The organism is Rahnella perminowiae, from assembly GCF_019049695.1.
GTDB lineage: Bacteria > Pseudomonadota > Gammaproteobacteria > Enterobacterales > Enterobacteriaceae > Rahnella > Rahnella perminowiae.
The window spans coordinates 92,170-105,585 of sequence record NZ_JAFMOT010000173.1 but is presented as its reverse complement, the minus strand read 5'-3'; the positions used below and the strand labels follow the sequence as shown (position 1 = coordinate 105,585).

Below are 13,416 nucleotides of genomic sequence, written 5' to 3'. Positions count from 1 at the left end.
GGCACCGGGATTGCATAATTTTTCTTTAACAAGTGAGGTTGAGCAAAATCGATGCCCGATCAGCCTATTTAGCCCGGAAAGAAATGATGTGGAGATAAATTCATGAAGCTCGCGGTGCAAGAGAGTGCAGTGTCTTTACGGGAAACCACCGTTGATGGTGCGTTTGATCAGCTTTTCGCCCAGACCTCGCGCCTGGGGTTTGATGCCCTGATTTACGATTACACGCCGGTACCGCGAACGCTCCAGGGCGAGCTGATCACGCCGTCGTTGTTGAGGATGTGCAATGTGCCCGGCGATATGCAGAGATTATGGCTGGAGAGCGGGTATTATCAGGTCGATCCGGTACAGCATTACGCCCTCGAAAGCTGCGCACCCTTTGTCTGGTCTTATCAGCGCCCGGACAATACTTCGCTGCAAAACCGACTCAGTGAACTCAATAAACCGGTTACCCATTACATGTGCGATAACAACATGCCGAGCGGTGCAACGGTGCCACTGCATTTACCGAACGGTGGCTTTGTGACCGTCACGGGCATTCATACCGGTGCGGGGCATGAGCTGGATATTCATGATGTACTGGCCGAACTGAGCCTGCTGGCGCTGACCTTTCAGGAGTGCGTGTTTCCCCTGTTCGACAGCAGCATTCTCACCTGCCGCCATGTGCATTTAAGCAAGCGCGAACGCGAATGTCTGACGTGGGCCGCGCAAGGGTTAACCGCCAAAGAGATTGCCCGCAAACTCAGCCGGTCAATTGCCACGGTCACGCTGCATCTTAATACCGCAACCCGTAAACTGGGTGCCAGTAACCGTGTGCAGGCGGTGGTGCGCGCGATGCATTACCGTTTGCTCGACAGCTGATCTGCCCGGTTTTCTATCTTTTTTACTAGCTGTTCAGCGCAGCCCCGATGTTTACCCTGTAAAGATTATTCACCGGCAGGGGAAACAAAATGTACAACATCACTGAAGGCTATGCATCGTTTCAGGAATACCAGACCTGGTATCGCATCTGTGGCGATTTAAACAGTGGCAAAACGCCGCTGGTCATTGCCCACGGCGGCCCCGGCTGCACCCATGATTACGTCGATGCTTTCCGCGATATCGCCGAAACCGGCCGCGCGGTGATCCATTATGATCAGATTGGTAATGGCCGCTCGACGCACCTTCCTGACAAACCGGCTGACTTCTGGCAGCCGTCATTTTTTCTGGCGGAACTGGACAATCTGCTACGCCATCTGGGTATTGAAAAGGATTACGCGCTGCTCGGTCAGTCCTGGGGCGGCATGCTCGGTGCTGAACACGCTGTTACCCAACCCCCGGGCCTGAAAGCGCTGGTCATTGCCAACTCTCCGGCCTCAATGGCACTCTGGCTGCAGGCCGCCGCCCGCCTGCGCAGCGAACTGCCGCCGGACGTTCAGGAAACCTTACTGGCACATGAAGCCGCCGGAACCCTCGACAGCGCGGAATACAAAGCCGCGTCGCAGGTGTTTTATGCCCGTCATGTCTGCCGCCTCGATCCGTGGCCGGAGGAAGTAAAACGCACTTTTGCGGCAATGGACCAGGATCCGACCGTGTATCTCGCCATGAACGGCCCGACCGAATTCCACGTTATCGGCAGCATGAAAAACTGGACGGTGATCGACCGTCTGCCCGCCATTAATGTGCCGGTATTGCTGATTTCCGGTCGCTACGACGAAGCGGCCCCCGAAGTGGTGCAACCGTTCGCGGATTTCATCAAAGACGCCGAATGGGTGATTTTCGAAAATTCGAGCCACATGCCACACGTCGAGGAACGTGAAGCCTGTATGAAATGCGTGGAAGGATTTTTGGCGAGCCACGGCTCACTCTGATAACGCTTAAAGGCTGCGTCGACATTATGCCGAAGCAGCCTGAAAGGGAGTTATTCGCAGATTGATTAACGGCTGGCACCGGGCGATTGCCCGGAAATGCGCTTATAAGCCCGGCTAAAAGCGGCCTGTGAGGTATAACCCAGACGAAACGCGACGGTCTCGATAGAAATCTTACTGTCTGCGAGCCACTGCGTGGCGAGTTGCATCCGCAGTTCTGTCACGTAACGCAACGGCGATACGCCAATCATGGTTTGAAAACGCGCGGCAAAAACCGAGCGCGAGATGTGCGACTCTGCCGCCAGCTCCGCCACTGTCCAGTTCCTGCCCGGCTGCCGGTGCAGCGCCAGAATTGCCTTTGCCAGCCGTGGCTCCCGCAATGCAGCGGCAATGCCAGAGGCATTTTCACATCCGCATTCAACCCACCCCCGGACAATCATTGCCGCGGCAACTTCCGCAAGCCGGGCCAGAATGCCTGCAAAGCCGATGCGGCCGGAGCATATTTCACGTTTCATTGCGTCAATTACCGGCAACAGTCCGGGATAACGTTCGCCTTTGGCATCCGCCACCATGGTGTCCGGCATCAGTTTGCCCAGACTTTGCATTCCGCCCAGATCAAACTCCATGCAGCCATAAAAAAGAATCGCGCCCGGTATCGTGTCCGTACTTGGGCAGGTATCCACACCACTCACCGCTTCTCCCAGGGGCGCGACATCGAAGTCGTCAATATCCTGAGCGGTATTGTCTGGTTCAGAAAGAAGCTGATGTGCCATTCCATGCGGCAGAAAAACGACATCCCCGGCAGACAAGGGGTGAAGCACGCCATCCCCGGTATTAAGGACAGCAGAACCGACGGCAAGATAGTGAAAATAAGCATGGCCGGGCCTTGGTTTGAAAGCCATGCCAAACTCAGGGCCGGTCTGGATGCGACGATATTGCACACCGCGCAGACGCATGCCTGTCAGGAGTTCACTGATCAGGTCAGATGAAAGGGCAAAGGGATCGTGCTGTGTCATTTCAGGAGTAATAGTCAAAAAACAAGGATTACGAATCATAGATCATCTCAACCATCCTGCCTAGAATTTGAGCTACGTTAATTTTCAGGAATGTTTGAAATGAATCATAAAACGCAGGGCTCAGCGCCCGCGATCCAACGAGATGTGCAACAGGCTCCGCCGGCGTGGATGGCCGTCTTCTCCCTCACCATGGGCGTGTTCGGCTTGCTCACGGCGGAATACCTGCCAGCCAGCCTGTTAACGCCCATGGCCTCAGATCTGCAGGTGACGGAAGCCTTAGCGGGTCAGGCGGTGACGGTCACCGCTGTTATCGCGCTGTTTGCCGGGCTGCTGGTTCCGGGTCTGACGCGTAAGCTTGACCGCAGAACCGTCCTGTTAAGTTTTACCGTGCTGATGATCGCCTCAAACCTGCTGGTCGCCCTTTCCTCAAGCCTTGTCGTGTTGCTGGTGATGCGGATCCTTCTTGGCGTCGCGCTGGGCGGATTCTGGAGTATGGCCGCAGCGGTGGCGATGCGGCTGGTTCCGGAGAAATTCGTGCCGAGAGCCCTGTCGGTTATCTTCAGTGGCATCGCCGTAGGAACCGTCGTTTCGGTGCCGCTGGGAAGTTTTCTCGGTGAGCTCTATGGCTGGCGCAGCGCGTTTATTGCCGCGGCTCTGGTGGGAGGGGTCACGCTTGCTTTTCAGTGGTTCACATTACCGCGCATGGCTCCCCGTCAGGTTACGCATACAGAATCAGTCTTAACCTTACTGCGCCGTCCCGGCATTGCAACGGGGATGTTTGGTTGCGTGCTGGCACATACCGGTCAGTATGCCCTGTTTACGTATATTCGCCCTTCTCTGGAAAGCGTGAGTCATATTGATGCGGGCGGACTGGCCCTGCTCTTGCTCGGATTCGGTGTGGCCAATTTTGCAGGTACATTGCTGGCTGGCTGGGTAATGACTTACAGCCTTCGTCTGACGCTCATTGTGATGCCTTGCCTGGTCGGCATCGCGGCATTGGGAATGATATTACTGCCCGTTCAGATAACCGGGCTCACTCTGCTGGTTTTGCTCTGGGGGCTGGCATTCGGCGGTGTGCCCGTCGCCTGGTCAAACTGGGTAACCCGCTCGGTGCCCGATCAGGCTGAGAGCGCAGGAGGCATGGTGGTGGCTGCCGTGCAATCTTCTATCGCGGCCGGTGCGGCACTGGGAGGTGTCATGTTCGGACTGGGGGGGATCTCCGGGGTATTTATTACCGCGGGTATTGTGATGTTAAGTGCCGCGCTGATCATTGCCTTGTGCGTCAGGGTCGGTCTGTCCGGAGACGGTGCAGAAAGCGCGTCCTTCCAGCACGGATAGCGTCAGGAAATACGCTGACAATCTTTCAGTAAATTCCTAAAAATAACTAAAATTAATTCCACACAAACATTGTTGCTATCGTGTTCAAATACTCAATTTATCATCATGTTAAAACTGTTTCCGGCTTATTTCCGTGAACAGGTCAGGGCTATAACAGTTATATTAAAATTGAGTCTGCGTTTTAGAGGTACGTTTTATTCCCGGCGTAGGTAAAACAAACTGATAAGACATAAAAACTTATTAATCAATAGATTATATTGTGGTAGCAACAATGTTTTCAATTTTCATACAATGTAGCCGGGAAATAAAATCATTTTGAACCCGTGAACAACCATGATCACACCCCATTGAATTATAAATATAAAAAATAAAATCGCCTGAACTGTTATAGTACTTTTTCACGAAACTGTATCTACTTCTAAAAATAATCTCAGTGCACAATCGTTTCGACTAAAATCCGTATAAATCGCAAGTATACAATTTATGTTACGTTTAATTAACTTGTCCCATTTTCTCTATAGGGGATGTAAGCAATGTTTGGATTAGATGCTTTTCACCTGGCAAGAATACAATTCGCTTTCACCGTTTCTTTTCACATCATATTTCCTGCCATTACGATCGGGCTGGCAAGTTTTCTGGCTGTGCTTGAAGGAATGTGGCTGAAAACTGGCCATCGCAGTTATCGGGATCTCTATCATTTCTGGTCCAAAATTTTTGCTGTTAACTTTGGTATGGGCGTTGTGTCAGGGCTGGTCATGGCGTACCAGTTCGGCACTAACTGGAGCGGGTTCTCGCAATTTGCCGGCAGTATCACCGGCCCTTTACTGACTTATGAAGTACTCACCGCCTTCTTCCTGGAAGCGGGTTTTCTGGGCGTGATGTTGTTTGGCTGGAACCGGGTCGGACCGGGCCTGCATTTCTTTGCTACCTGCATGGTGGCGCTGGGCACCCTTATCTCTACCTTTTGGATCCTGGCGTCGAACAGCTGGATGCATACCCCGCAAGGCTATGAAATTGTGAATGACGTCGTAGTGCCAACGGACTGGTTTAAAATCATTTTTAATCCGTCATTTCCTTATCGCCTGTTCCATATGTCCATCGCGGCATTCCTCGCCAGTGCGTTCTTTGTCGGCGCCTCGGGTGCCTGGCACCTGCTTCGCGGCAACGATACGCCAGCGGTTCGGAAAATGTTTTCCATGGCGTTGTGGATGGCGTTGTTCGTCGCCCCCATTCAGGCAATGGTCGGCGATGCCCACGGCCTGAATACTCTGGAACATCAACCCGCGAAAATTGCAGCAATCGAAGGCCACTGGGAAAACCGGCCCGGAGAGTCCACGCCGTTAATTCTGTTCGGCATGCCGGATATGCAACAGGAACGGACGAAATATGCGCTTGAGGTCCCCTATCTGGGCAGCCTGATCCTCACGCATAGTTTGGAGAAACAAGTGCCCGCGCTGAAAAGTTTCCCGAAAGAAGATCGCCCTTTCTCACCGGTCATTTTCTGGTCTTTCCGGGTGATGGTGGCTCTCGGTCTGCTGATGATCACAGCCGGTGTGCTGGGTGCCTGGCTGCGTTATAAAAAGAGGCTTTATCAGTCCCGTCCGTTCCTTTGGTTTACGTTGCTGATGGGGCCTTCCGGTCTGATTGCCCTGCTGGCAGGCTGGTTTACCACTGAAATTGGCCGACAGCCATGGGTCGTTTATGGCGTTCAGCGCACCCGTGATGCTGTCTCCGCACACGGTGAAATGCACATGAGCCTCAGCCTGTTAGCTTTCCTGCTGGTTTATTCATCGGTCTTTGGTATCGGATACGTCTATCTTATGCGCCTGATTAAGAAAGGGCCGGTGACCGGTGAAGGCGATGAGGTTTCGCACGGCGGACCCGGTAAGAAAAGCACACCCGCACGTCCGCTGTCTGCTGCACATGAAGGGTTGAACACCGCCGGGGGAAATAAAAACCATGATTGATTATACTGTTATATGGTTTGCCATTATCGTATTTGCGAACCTGATGTACATCGTGATGGATGGCTTTGATCTGGGTATTGGCATTTTATTCCCGTTCAATAAAGACAAAACCGAACGCGACATGATGGTCAACACCGTTGCGCCGGTCTGGGACGGTAATGAAACCTGGCTGGTACTGGGCGGTGCAGCCTTATACGGTGCCTTCCCGCTGGCCTATTCGGTTATCGCCGATGCACTTTCCGTCCCGTTAACCCTGATGCTTTTCGGTCTGATATTCCGCGGTGTGGCGTTTGAATTTCGTTTCAAAGCCACGGAGAAGCATCGTCCGTTCTGGGATAAATCGTTTATTGCAGGCTCGATCGTGGCCACCTTCAGTCAGGGGATAGCCGTCGGCACCGTGCTCAATGGTTTTGAGGTCACGGGCAGGACGTTTACCGGCCCGGCATTAAGCTGGCTGGCTCCCTTCCCCCTTTTCTGTGGCGTTGGCCTGGTGGTCGCCTACGCGCTGCTCGGCTGTACCTGGCTTATCATGAAAACCGAAAATTCCCTGCATCAGAAAATGTGCAAACTCGCCAGACCCCTGGTCATCACCTTGCTGGCGATCATAGGTATTATCAGTATCTGGACACCGCTGACGCATGCCGATATCGCGCATCGCTGGTTCAGCATGCCAAATCTGATCGCATTTCTGCCTGTACCCGTCCTGGTCTTAGCCTGTACCTGGGGAATTTTGCGGGCGATAAAAAGTCACGCGCACTATATGCCGTTCCTGCTGACTCTCGCGCTTGTTTTCCTCGGATTTTCGGGGCTCGGGATCAGTATCTGGCCGAATATTATTCCTCCGTCCATCTCAATTTGGGATGCAGCGTCGTCTCCAAAAAGTCTGGCATTTATGCTGGTTGGCGCGATGGTCATTATTCCCGTTATCCTGATTTATACCTTCTGGAGTTATTACGTGTTCCGCGGGAAAATCAAGGAAAACGAGGGTTATCATTGATCTGAATATTACCGGGCGGCGTGACGGCATTATTTTCGCCCGGTTTTCACAGGAGGTTCCTGATGCAGGATCAGACAATCAATAGGAAGCAGCCATTCTGGAAGCGCGTCGTCTGGCTGATAATCATTTATACGTTAAGTGTATTATCGCTGGCTGTGGTGGCATTCTTATTCAGAATGATGATGACAGCCGCCGGAATGAAATCGCATTAAAAATAAGTGATGACATGCAGCGGCTTTTCTTACCCTTGCCCAAAAATCTTAATCACCGCATCCAGATGTTCCTTCATCGCCTTCCTGGCGGCGCGACTGTCTCTGGCCTCCAGCGCCGTCAGGATCTCAAGGTGTTCAATCTCAGAACGGTGCGGCATGTCCTGCGGGGTGTAATGTAATTGCAGGCTACGGAACATGGTGCCATAACGGTGGCCAAGCAGGTGGGCGATGATAAATGCATAGGCCGGATTACCGCTGGCCTGAGCGATGCGGATATGAAATAAACGGTCGCCGGGATGCGTTGCTGAACCATGCCGGTTATCGCGACAATTCTGCTCATATGCCTGCCTGATCGCCGCCAGTTCCTCGTCAGTTGCGTTTCTTGCCGCCAGTGCGGCCGTTTCAGGTTCTATCAGACGGCGGGTTTGCAACAGCGAAAAAGGGGGCAATTCAGCAGTAAAATCCAGCTCGATATTCAGCTCATCGTCCACGTCCGCCCACTGATTGCGTCCCGCCTGAGACATCACCGGCTCCAGCGAGGGCGTAGCCGCAACGACAGGCGGCTGACGGACAATTACACCATTTCCCACCCGCACATCCACCAGCCCGATCACTTCCAGCGCAATCAGGGCTTCACGCACCGAGGCGCGGCTCACCTGTAACTGACTCGCCAGTTCACGTTCAGCCGGAAGACGACTGCCGGGTGGAAATTCTTTATTATCAATCAACGTTTTTAGCTGGTCAGCTATCTGCCTGTATATTCTGGGATTTTCTAACTTTTTTATCGGCATCGCACACCTGAGGTCAATTCTCATTAAGTGATTCAGCTAGCATTTTTCGGACAAAAATCTTGCTGATTTGTTTTATGCATGTAAAAAATTGGTTAACGGGAATGGCGTTTTAAGCAGAAGCTTGCCGGACATCTTAGCAAAAAGCACTGCTTTTAACGCGTTTTTTTCACCCTCAATGGCCTGACCATTAGACCTATAAAGCGATATTTGATGGGGAATTGTTATGAACCTGCCAGGGAAAAAAGTTCTGATCACCGCCGCCGGACAAGGTATTGGCTTCAACACCGCCACGCTTTTTGCCCTGGAGGGTGCCGAGGTAATTGCCACCGACATCAATATCGGTGCGTTACAGGATATTCCGGGGATTACCCCGCGCTTACTTGATGTGACAGACCCGCGGGCGATTGCTGCTTTGGCAGAAGAAACCGGCCCGCTCGATGTGCTGTTCAACTGCGCCGGGGTGGTCCACAGCGGCGATATCCTCGCCTGTACAGAAAACGAATGGCAGTTTGCGCTCGATCTCAATGTCACTGCGATGTTTCACATGATCCGCGCTTTTCTGCCCGCCATGCTTGAGCGCGGCAGCGGTTCAGTGATCAACATGTCATCCGTTGCCTCGAGCATCAAAGGTGTGCCGAACCGCTTTGCATACAGCGCCTCAAAAGCGGCTGTGATTGGCCTGACCCGCTCTGTTGCTGCGGATTACGTCACCCGAGGCATTCGCTGTAACGCGATTTGTCCGGGCACGGTGGAATCTCCGTCCCTGCGCCAGCGTATTGCCGCACAGGCGCAGGCCGAAGGCCGCAGCGAAGCTGAGGTGTACGCCGCGTTCGTTGCCCGCCAGCCGATCGGGCGCATCGGTAAAACCGAAGAAATCGCCCGGCTGGCACTGTATCTGGCCTCCGACGCCAGTTCTTATACCACCGGCACGGTGCAAATTATTGACGGCGGCTGGAGCAACTGAGTCGACCGCGGCTAACAACATCTGACTTTCACAGAAGGATACTGACACATGAAATTATTACGTTACGGCAATCCGGGTTCTGAGCGCCCGGGCCTGGTGGATGACAACGGCCAGTTACGCGATCTCAGCGCACATATCGCCGATATCCGTGGCGAATTTTTACAGCCCGAAACGCTGGATAAGCTGCGCCAGCTCGATCCGCACAGCCTGCCACGGGTCAGCGGCGAACCCCGTCTGGGTGCCTGTGTGGGTAGTGTGGGGAAATTCATCTGTATCGGGCTGAACTACGCCGATCATGCGGCCGAAACCGGCGCAGAAATCCCGCAAGAACCGGTAGTTTTTAGCAAATGGACCAGTGCGATTGTCGGACCAAACGATGACGTAGAGATCCCCCGGGATTCGGTTAAAACCGACTGGGAAGTAGAGCTTGGTGTCGTGATCGGCACCGGCGGGCGCTATATCAGCGAAGCCGATGCGATATCACACATCGCCGGTTACTGCGTGATCAACGATGTCTCTGAGCGCGAATTTCAGATTGAACGCGGCGGTACCTGGGACAAAGGCAAAGGCTGCGACACCTTTGGTCCGACCGGCCCGTGGCTGGTGACGGCGGATGAAATCCCTGACCCGCACCAGCTGAATTTGTGGCTGGAAGTGGACGGCAAACGCTATCAGAACGGCAATACGCGCACCATGATTTTCCGCATCCCCGAAATCATCAGTTATCTCAGCCGTTTCATGAGCCTGCAACCCGGCGACATCATTTCTACCGGTACACCGCCGGGCGTCGGACTGGGGCAAAAACCACCGGTATACCTGAAAGCCGGTCAGGTCATGCGGCTTGGCATTGAAGGTTTGGGTGAACAGCGTCAGAAGACAGTGCAGGCATAGCCCCTTTACGCTAAAGGAATTTTGCGATGACAACGATTACGGCTTTACGTGTTGAAGATGTGCGCTTCCCGACCTCGCTGGCGCTCGATGGCTCGGATGCCATGAACCCGGATCCGGATTATTCCGCTGCCTATGTGATTTTAGACACTGACAATCCGGCGCTGAAAGGCCACGGACTGACCTTTACCATCGGGCGCGGCAACGAAATCTGCTGCGTAGCGATCAAGGCGCTGGAACACCTGATTGTGGGGCGCGAACTGGCAGACATCACCGCCGATATGGGTAAATTTTGGCGCGATTTTACCAGCGACAGTCAGTTGCGCTGGATTGGTCCGGATAAGGGCGCAATCCATCTGGCGACCGGCGCGGTAGTTAACGCGGTGTGGGATTTGTGGAGCAAAGCCGCCGGTAAACCCCTGTGGCAACTGGTGGCTGACATGTCACCGGAAGAGCTGGTGCGCTGCATCGATTTTCGCTACATCACCGACTGCATTACGCCACAGGAGGCGCTGACCTTATTGCGGCAACGCACTGACAACAAGGCCCAACGCAGAGAGAAACTGCTGGCAGAAGGCTACCCGTGCTACACCACGTCAGCAGGCTGGCTGGGCTATCCCGATGACAAACTGCGCCGTTTATGCCAGGAAGCGGTCGACGCCGGTTTCGATTATCTGAAACTCAAAGTCGGGCGCGACCTCGAAGACGACATCCGCCGCGTGCGCATTGCCCGCGAAGTCATCGGCCCGGATCGCAAACTGATGATCGACGCCAACCAGGTGTGGGAAACCGACGAGGCGATCCCGTGGGTGAATGCCCTCGCCTTTGCCAAACCCTGGTTTATCGAAGAACCGACCAGCCCGGACGACATCGAAGGTCACCGCAAAATCCGTCAGGGCGTTGCGCCGGTTAAGGTCGCCACCGGCGAAATGTGCCAGAACCGCATCATGTTTAAGCAGTTCATTATGCGCGAAGCCATCGACGTGGTGCAGATTGATGCCTGTCGCATGGGGGGAGTTAATGAAGTGCTGGCCGTGATGCTGATGGCCGCCAAATACAATCTGCCGGTGTGCCCGCACGCGGGTGGCGTCGGGTTATGCGAATACGTCCAACATCTGTCCATGATTGATTACCTGTGCATTTCAGGTACGCACGACGGTCGGGTCATTGAATACGTTGACCATCTTCACGAGCATTTTGTACACCCGTGCGATATTCGCGGCGCAGCTTATATGCCCCCACAGGCACCGGGATTCTCTGTCGAGATGCATCAGGCGTCGGTCGAAAAATACCGCCATCACGCCTGACCTTAATGATCGAAAAAGCAGCAAGGAGGAGGCCGATGATGCGAATCGACAGCCATCAGCATTTCTGGCGCTACACCCCGCAGGACTACCGCTGGATAAGCGATGAAATGACGGTGCTGAAACAGAATTTCTTGCCGGAAACACTGACGTCAACGTTACAACGTCACAACATTCAGGGCACGGTACTGGTTCAGGCATGCTCATGCACCAGTGAAACCCGATGGCTGCTGGATATCGCCGGAAAAACTGACTTTGTGTGCGCCGTGACCGGCTGGGTCGATCTGTCATCGTCCGCGCTGCAACAGGAGCTGGATGCTCTCTCACACCCGCTGCTGCGCGGCTTTCGTCATCAGGTTCAGGATGAACCTTCGCCTGCACAATGGCTGGCAGATCCGGCCATCAATGCCGGTATTCGCCAGCTTCAGCTGCAGGAATATGTTTATGAAATTCTGGTGACGCACCGCCATCTTGCCGAAGCCGTACAGTTTGCCATAAGGCATGACGGGCATTTTCTGGTGCTCGATCACCTCGGCAAGCCGGATCTCACCCTGGGCGCTGCGTACTGGAAGAAACAAATCGCCCCGCTGGCGGCGTTACAACACGTCAGTTGTAAGCTTTCCGGGCTACTGACTGAGCCGCGCCCGGCGGGGATGTCTGCCCGCGACCTGTTGCCCTATTTCGATGCCGCACTGGAGGTTTTCGGGCCCGGACGCCTGATGTTTGGCTCCGACTGGCCGGTGTGCTTACTGGCTGGCGGCGATGAAAATCCATGGGATTTATGTGAACAGGCCACGGCCTCACTCAGTTCTGACGAGCAGGCTGCCATATATGGCGGCAATGCCTGCACGGTTTACCGATTACAGCCTTTACCGATTACAGGAAATGACTGATGAATCTGCATCTGCAAAATAAAGTGGTGATCGTCACCGGCGGCGGGTCCGGTATTGGCGCGGCGATTTCGCTGACGCTGGCGGAAGAAGGTGCCATTCCGGTGATCATCAGCAATACCGAACCTGCCAATCAACTGATGCATACACTGCAACAGCTTTCCCCGCAGGCCAGTTTTGTGCTGACCGAACTGCGCGACGAAGCCAGTTGCACGGCGGCGGTACAGGAGGTGCTTACCCGCTATGGCAGCATCGACGGGCTGGTGAACAATGCCGGAGCCAACGACAGCGTCGGACTGGACGCCGGTCGGGAAGCCTTTGTGCAATCGTTAGAACAAAACCTGATCCACTATTACCTGATGGCACACCTGAGCCTGGAAGCCCTGCGCGCAAGCCACGGGGCGATCGTTAATATCAGCTCGAAAACCGCCTTAACCGGACAAGGCAACACCAGCGGTTACGCTTCAGCCAAAGGCGGCATTCTGGCGCTGACCCGTGAATGGGCGGCGGCGCTGCTCGGCGACGGCATCCGCGTGAACGCCGTGATCCCGGCAGAAGTCATGACGCCACTGTACGAACGCTGGATCAAAAGCTTCGATCATCCCGACGAAAAGTTGCAACAAATCACCTCGCATATTCCGCTGGGACAGCGGATGACCACGCCGCAGGAAATCGCCAACACCGTGGTATTCCTGCTCTCTTCCCGCGCGTCTCACACCACCGGCCAGTGGCTGACCGTGGACGGTGGTTATATGCATCTCGACCGGGCACTGACATGAAGCGCCGCTATTGTCAGGCGCTGGATCTGGCGGACGATCCGGCGCTTATCGAAGAATATCAGCGTCATCACCGCAAAATCTGGCCGGAAATTACCGCGCATCTGCGCCGTTATGGCATCGCAGAGATGGAAATTTACCGGCTGGGCAACCGGCTGATGATGGTAATGGAAACCACGGAAGAGTTTGACAGCGGGCTGTTCGAACGCCGCAGTCTGGAGGATCCGAAAGTGTGTGAGTGGGAAGCCCTGATGTGGAAATATCAGCGCCCCACGCCGTGGACACCCGCCGGTAAAAAGTGGGTAGAAATGGAGATAATTTTTTCGCTTGCTGAACAGATTGAGTTAAACCCGGTCGGCTCCCTCCCCTGCGAAGGGGAGGAGCAAAGCAAAACCCGCTCAACCCTGTGAATGTGGGAGGAGCAAAAGC

The 13,416-nt window shown here is 54.3% G+C and carries 13 protein-coding genes and 1 pseudogene; 12 read left to right on the top strand and 2 right to left on the bottom strand.

The annotated features are described in order from the left end of the window. The first annotated feature begins 102 nt into the window (after nucleotides 1-102). Both J1781_RS11195 and J1781_RS11190 read left to right on the top strand, forming a co-directional pair. A complete protein-coding gene (locus tag J1781_RS11195) occupies nucleotides 103-858 on the top strand; it encodes a LuxR family transcriptional regulator (protein ID WP_129953495.1) in 756 nt (251 codons plus the stop codon). 89 nt (nucleotides 859-947) lie between these two features. Then, complete coding sequence (locus J1781_RS11190) at nucleotides 948-1,847, top strand: proline iminopeptidase-family hydrolase (RefSeq protein WP_129953494.1); 900 nt, start codon at nucleotides 948-950, stop codon at nucleotides 1,845-1,847. A 65-nt stretch (nucleotides 1,848-1,912) separates the two neighbouring features. Here J1781_RS11190 and J1781_RS11185 read toward each other — a convergent pair whose 3' ends face one another. Further along, the gene (locus J1781_RS11185) at nucleotides 1,913-2,899 is read right to left on the bottom strand and encodes an AraC family transcriptional regulator (protein ID WP_217233549.1); all 987 of its coding nucleotides are present in this window, start codon (nucleotides 2,897-2,899) and stop codon (nucleotides 1,913-1,915) included. Between the two features lie 60 nt (nucleotides 2,900-2,959). Between J1781_RS11185 and J1781_RS11180 the strand changes: the two genes are divergently transcribed. The 4 genes from J1781_RS11180 to J1781_RS11165 all read left to right on the top strand — a co-directional run bounded on the left by J1781_RS11180 (nucleotide 2,960) and on the right by J1781_RS11165 (nucleotide 7,374). After that, nucleotides 2,960-4,198 carry an MFS transporter gene (locus tag J1781_RS11180; protein ID WP_129953492.1) on the top strand — a complete coding sequence of 413 codons (1,239 nt, stop codon included), beginning with the start codon at nucleotides 2,960-2,962 and terminating at the stop codon, nucleotides 4,196-4,198. Nucleotides 4,199-4,731: 533 nt separating this feature from the next. Further along, nucleotides 4,732-6,165: a cytochrome ubiquinol oxidase subunit I gene (locus J1781_RS11175; protein WP_217233548.1), complete on the top strand. Its 1,434-nt coding sequence runs from the start codon at nucleotides 4,732-4,734 to the stop codon at nucleotides 6,163-6,165. Beyond that, nucleotides 6,158-7,162 (top strand): cytochrome d ubiquinol oxidase subunit II, encoded by a 1,005-nt coding sequence (gene cydB, locus J1781_RS11170; protein ID WP_217138943.1) that lies wholly within the window; start codon nucleotides 6,158-6,160, stop codon nucleotides 7,160-7,162. The genes J1781_RS11175 and cydB overlap by 8 nt, the downstream gene beginning before the upstream one ends. A gap of 62 nt (nucleotides 7,163-7,224) precedes the next feature. Continuing rightward, a complete protein-coding gene (locus J1781_RS11165) occupies nucleotides 7,225-7,374 on the top strand; it encodes a DUF2474 domain-containing protein (RefSeq protein WP_129953489.1) in 150 nt (49 codons plus the stop codon). 29 nt (nucleotides 7,375-7,403) lie between these two features. Here J1781_RS11165 and J1781_RS11160 read toward each other — a convergent pair whose 3' ends face one another. Next, on the bottom strand, nucleotides 7,404-8,165 hold the full coding sequence (locus J1781_RS11160; protein ID WP_129953488.1) for a FadR/GntR family transcriptional regulator: 762 nt from the start codon (nucleotides 8,163-8,165) through the stop codon (nucleotides 7,404-7,406). 223 nt (nucleotides 8,166-8,388) lie between these two features. Here J1781_RS11160 and J1781_RS11155 point away from each other — a divergent pair, with 223 nt between their 5' ends. The 6 genes and pseudogenes from J1781_RS11155 to J1781_RS11130 all read left to right on the top strand — a co-directional run. Then, a complete protein-coding gene (locus tag J1781_RS11155) occupies nucleotides 8,389-9,129 on the top strand; it encodes an SDR family oxidoreductase (RefSeq protein WP_217233547.1) in 741 nt (246 codons plus the stop codon). Between the two features lie 48 nt (nucleotides 9,130-9,177). Next, nucleotides 9,178-10,020, top strand: a complete 843-nt coding sequence (locus J1781_RS11150) for a fumarylacetoacetate hydrolase family protein (protein WP_217233546.1) — start codon at nucleotides 9,178-9,180, stop codon at nucleotides 10,018-10,020. A gap of 26 nt (nucleotides 10,021-10,046) precedes the next feature. Next, nucleotides 10,047-11,324, top strand: a complete 1,278-nt coding sequence (locus J1781_RS11145; protein ID WP_217233545.1) for an L-fuconate dehydratase — start codon at nucleotides 10,047-10,049, stop codon at nucleotides 11,322-11,324. A 35-nt stretch (nucleotides 11,325-11,359) separates the two neighbouring features. Next, nucleotides 11,360-12,214, top strand: a complete 855-nt coding sequence (locus J1781_RS11140) for an amidohydrolase family protein (RefSeq protein WP_217220416.1) — start codon at nucleotides 11,360-11,362, stop codon at nucleotides 12,212-12,214. Next, the gene (locus J1781_RS11135) at nucleotides 12,214-12,990 is read left to right on the top strand and encodes an L-fucose dehydrogenase (protein WP_217220418.1); all 777 of its coding nucleotides are present in this window, start codon (nucleotides 12,214-12,216) and stop codon (nucleotides 12,988-12,990) included. The genes J1781_RS11140 and J1781_RS11135 overlap by 1 nt, the downstream gene beginning before the upstream one ends. After that, nucleotides 12,987-13,325 (top strand): annotated as a pseudogene (locus tag J1781_RS11130) (L-rhamnose mutarotase); the annotation flags it as partial. The gene J1781_RS11135 and the pseudogene J1781_RS11130, both read left to right, overlap by 4 nt. Between the last annotated feature and the right edge of the window lie 91 nt (nucleotides 13,326-13,416).

Coding starts and splice junctions, on each gene's coding strand:
- J1781_RS11195 (WP_129953495.1), top strand. CDS start 103: ATGAAGCTCGCGGTGCAAGAGAGTGCAGTGTCTTTACGGGAAACCACC.
- J1781_RS11190 (WP_129953494.1), top strand. CDS start 948: ATGTACAACATCACTGAAGGCTATGCATCGTTTCAGGAATACCAGACC.
- J1781_RS11185 (WP_217233549.1), bottom strand. CDS start 2,899: ATGATTCGTAATCCTTGTTTTTTGACTATTACTCCTGAAATGACACAG.
- J1781_RS11180 (WP_129953492.1), top strand. CDS start 2,960: ATGAATCATAAAACGCAGGGCTCAGCGCCCGCGATCCAACGAGATGTG.
- J1781_RS11175 (WP_217233548.1), top strand. CDS start 4,732: ATGTTTGGATTAGATGCTTTTCACCTGGCAAGAATACAATTCGCTTTC.
- cydB (WP_217138943.1), top strand. CDS start 6,158: ATGATTGATTATACTGTTATATGGTTTGCCATTATCGTATTTGCGAAC.
- J1781_RS11165 (WP_129953489.1), top strand. CDS start 7,225: ATGCAGGATCAGACAATCAATAGGAAGCAGCCATTCTGGAAGCGCGTC.
- J1781_RS11160 (WP_129953488.1), bottom strand. CDS start 8,165: ATGCCGATAAAAAAGTTAGAAAATCCCAGAATATACAGGCAGATAGCT.
- J1781_RS11155 (WP_217233547.1), top strand. CDS start 8,389: ATGAACCTGCCAGGGAAAAAAGTTCTGATCACCGCCGCCGGACAAGGT.
- J1781_RS11150 (WP_217233546.1), top strand. CDS start 9,178: ATGAAATTATTACGTTACGGCAATCCGGGTTCTGAGCGCCCGGGCCTG.
- J1781_RS11145 (WP_217233545.1), top strand. CDS start 10,047: ATGACAACGATTACGGCTTTACGTGTTGAAGATGTGCGCTTCCCGACC.
- J1781_RS11140 (WP_217220416.1), top strand. CDS start 11,360: ATGATGCGAATCGACAGCCATCAGCATTTCTGGCGCTACACCCCGCAG.
- J1781_RS11135 (WP_217220418.1), top strand. CDS start 12,214: ATGAATCTGCATCTGCAAAATAAAGTGGTGATCGTCACCGGCGGCGGG.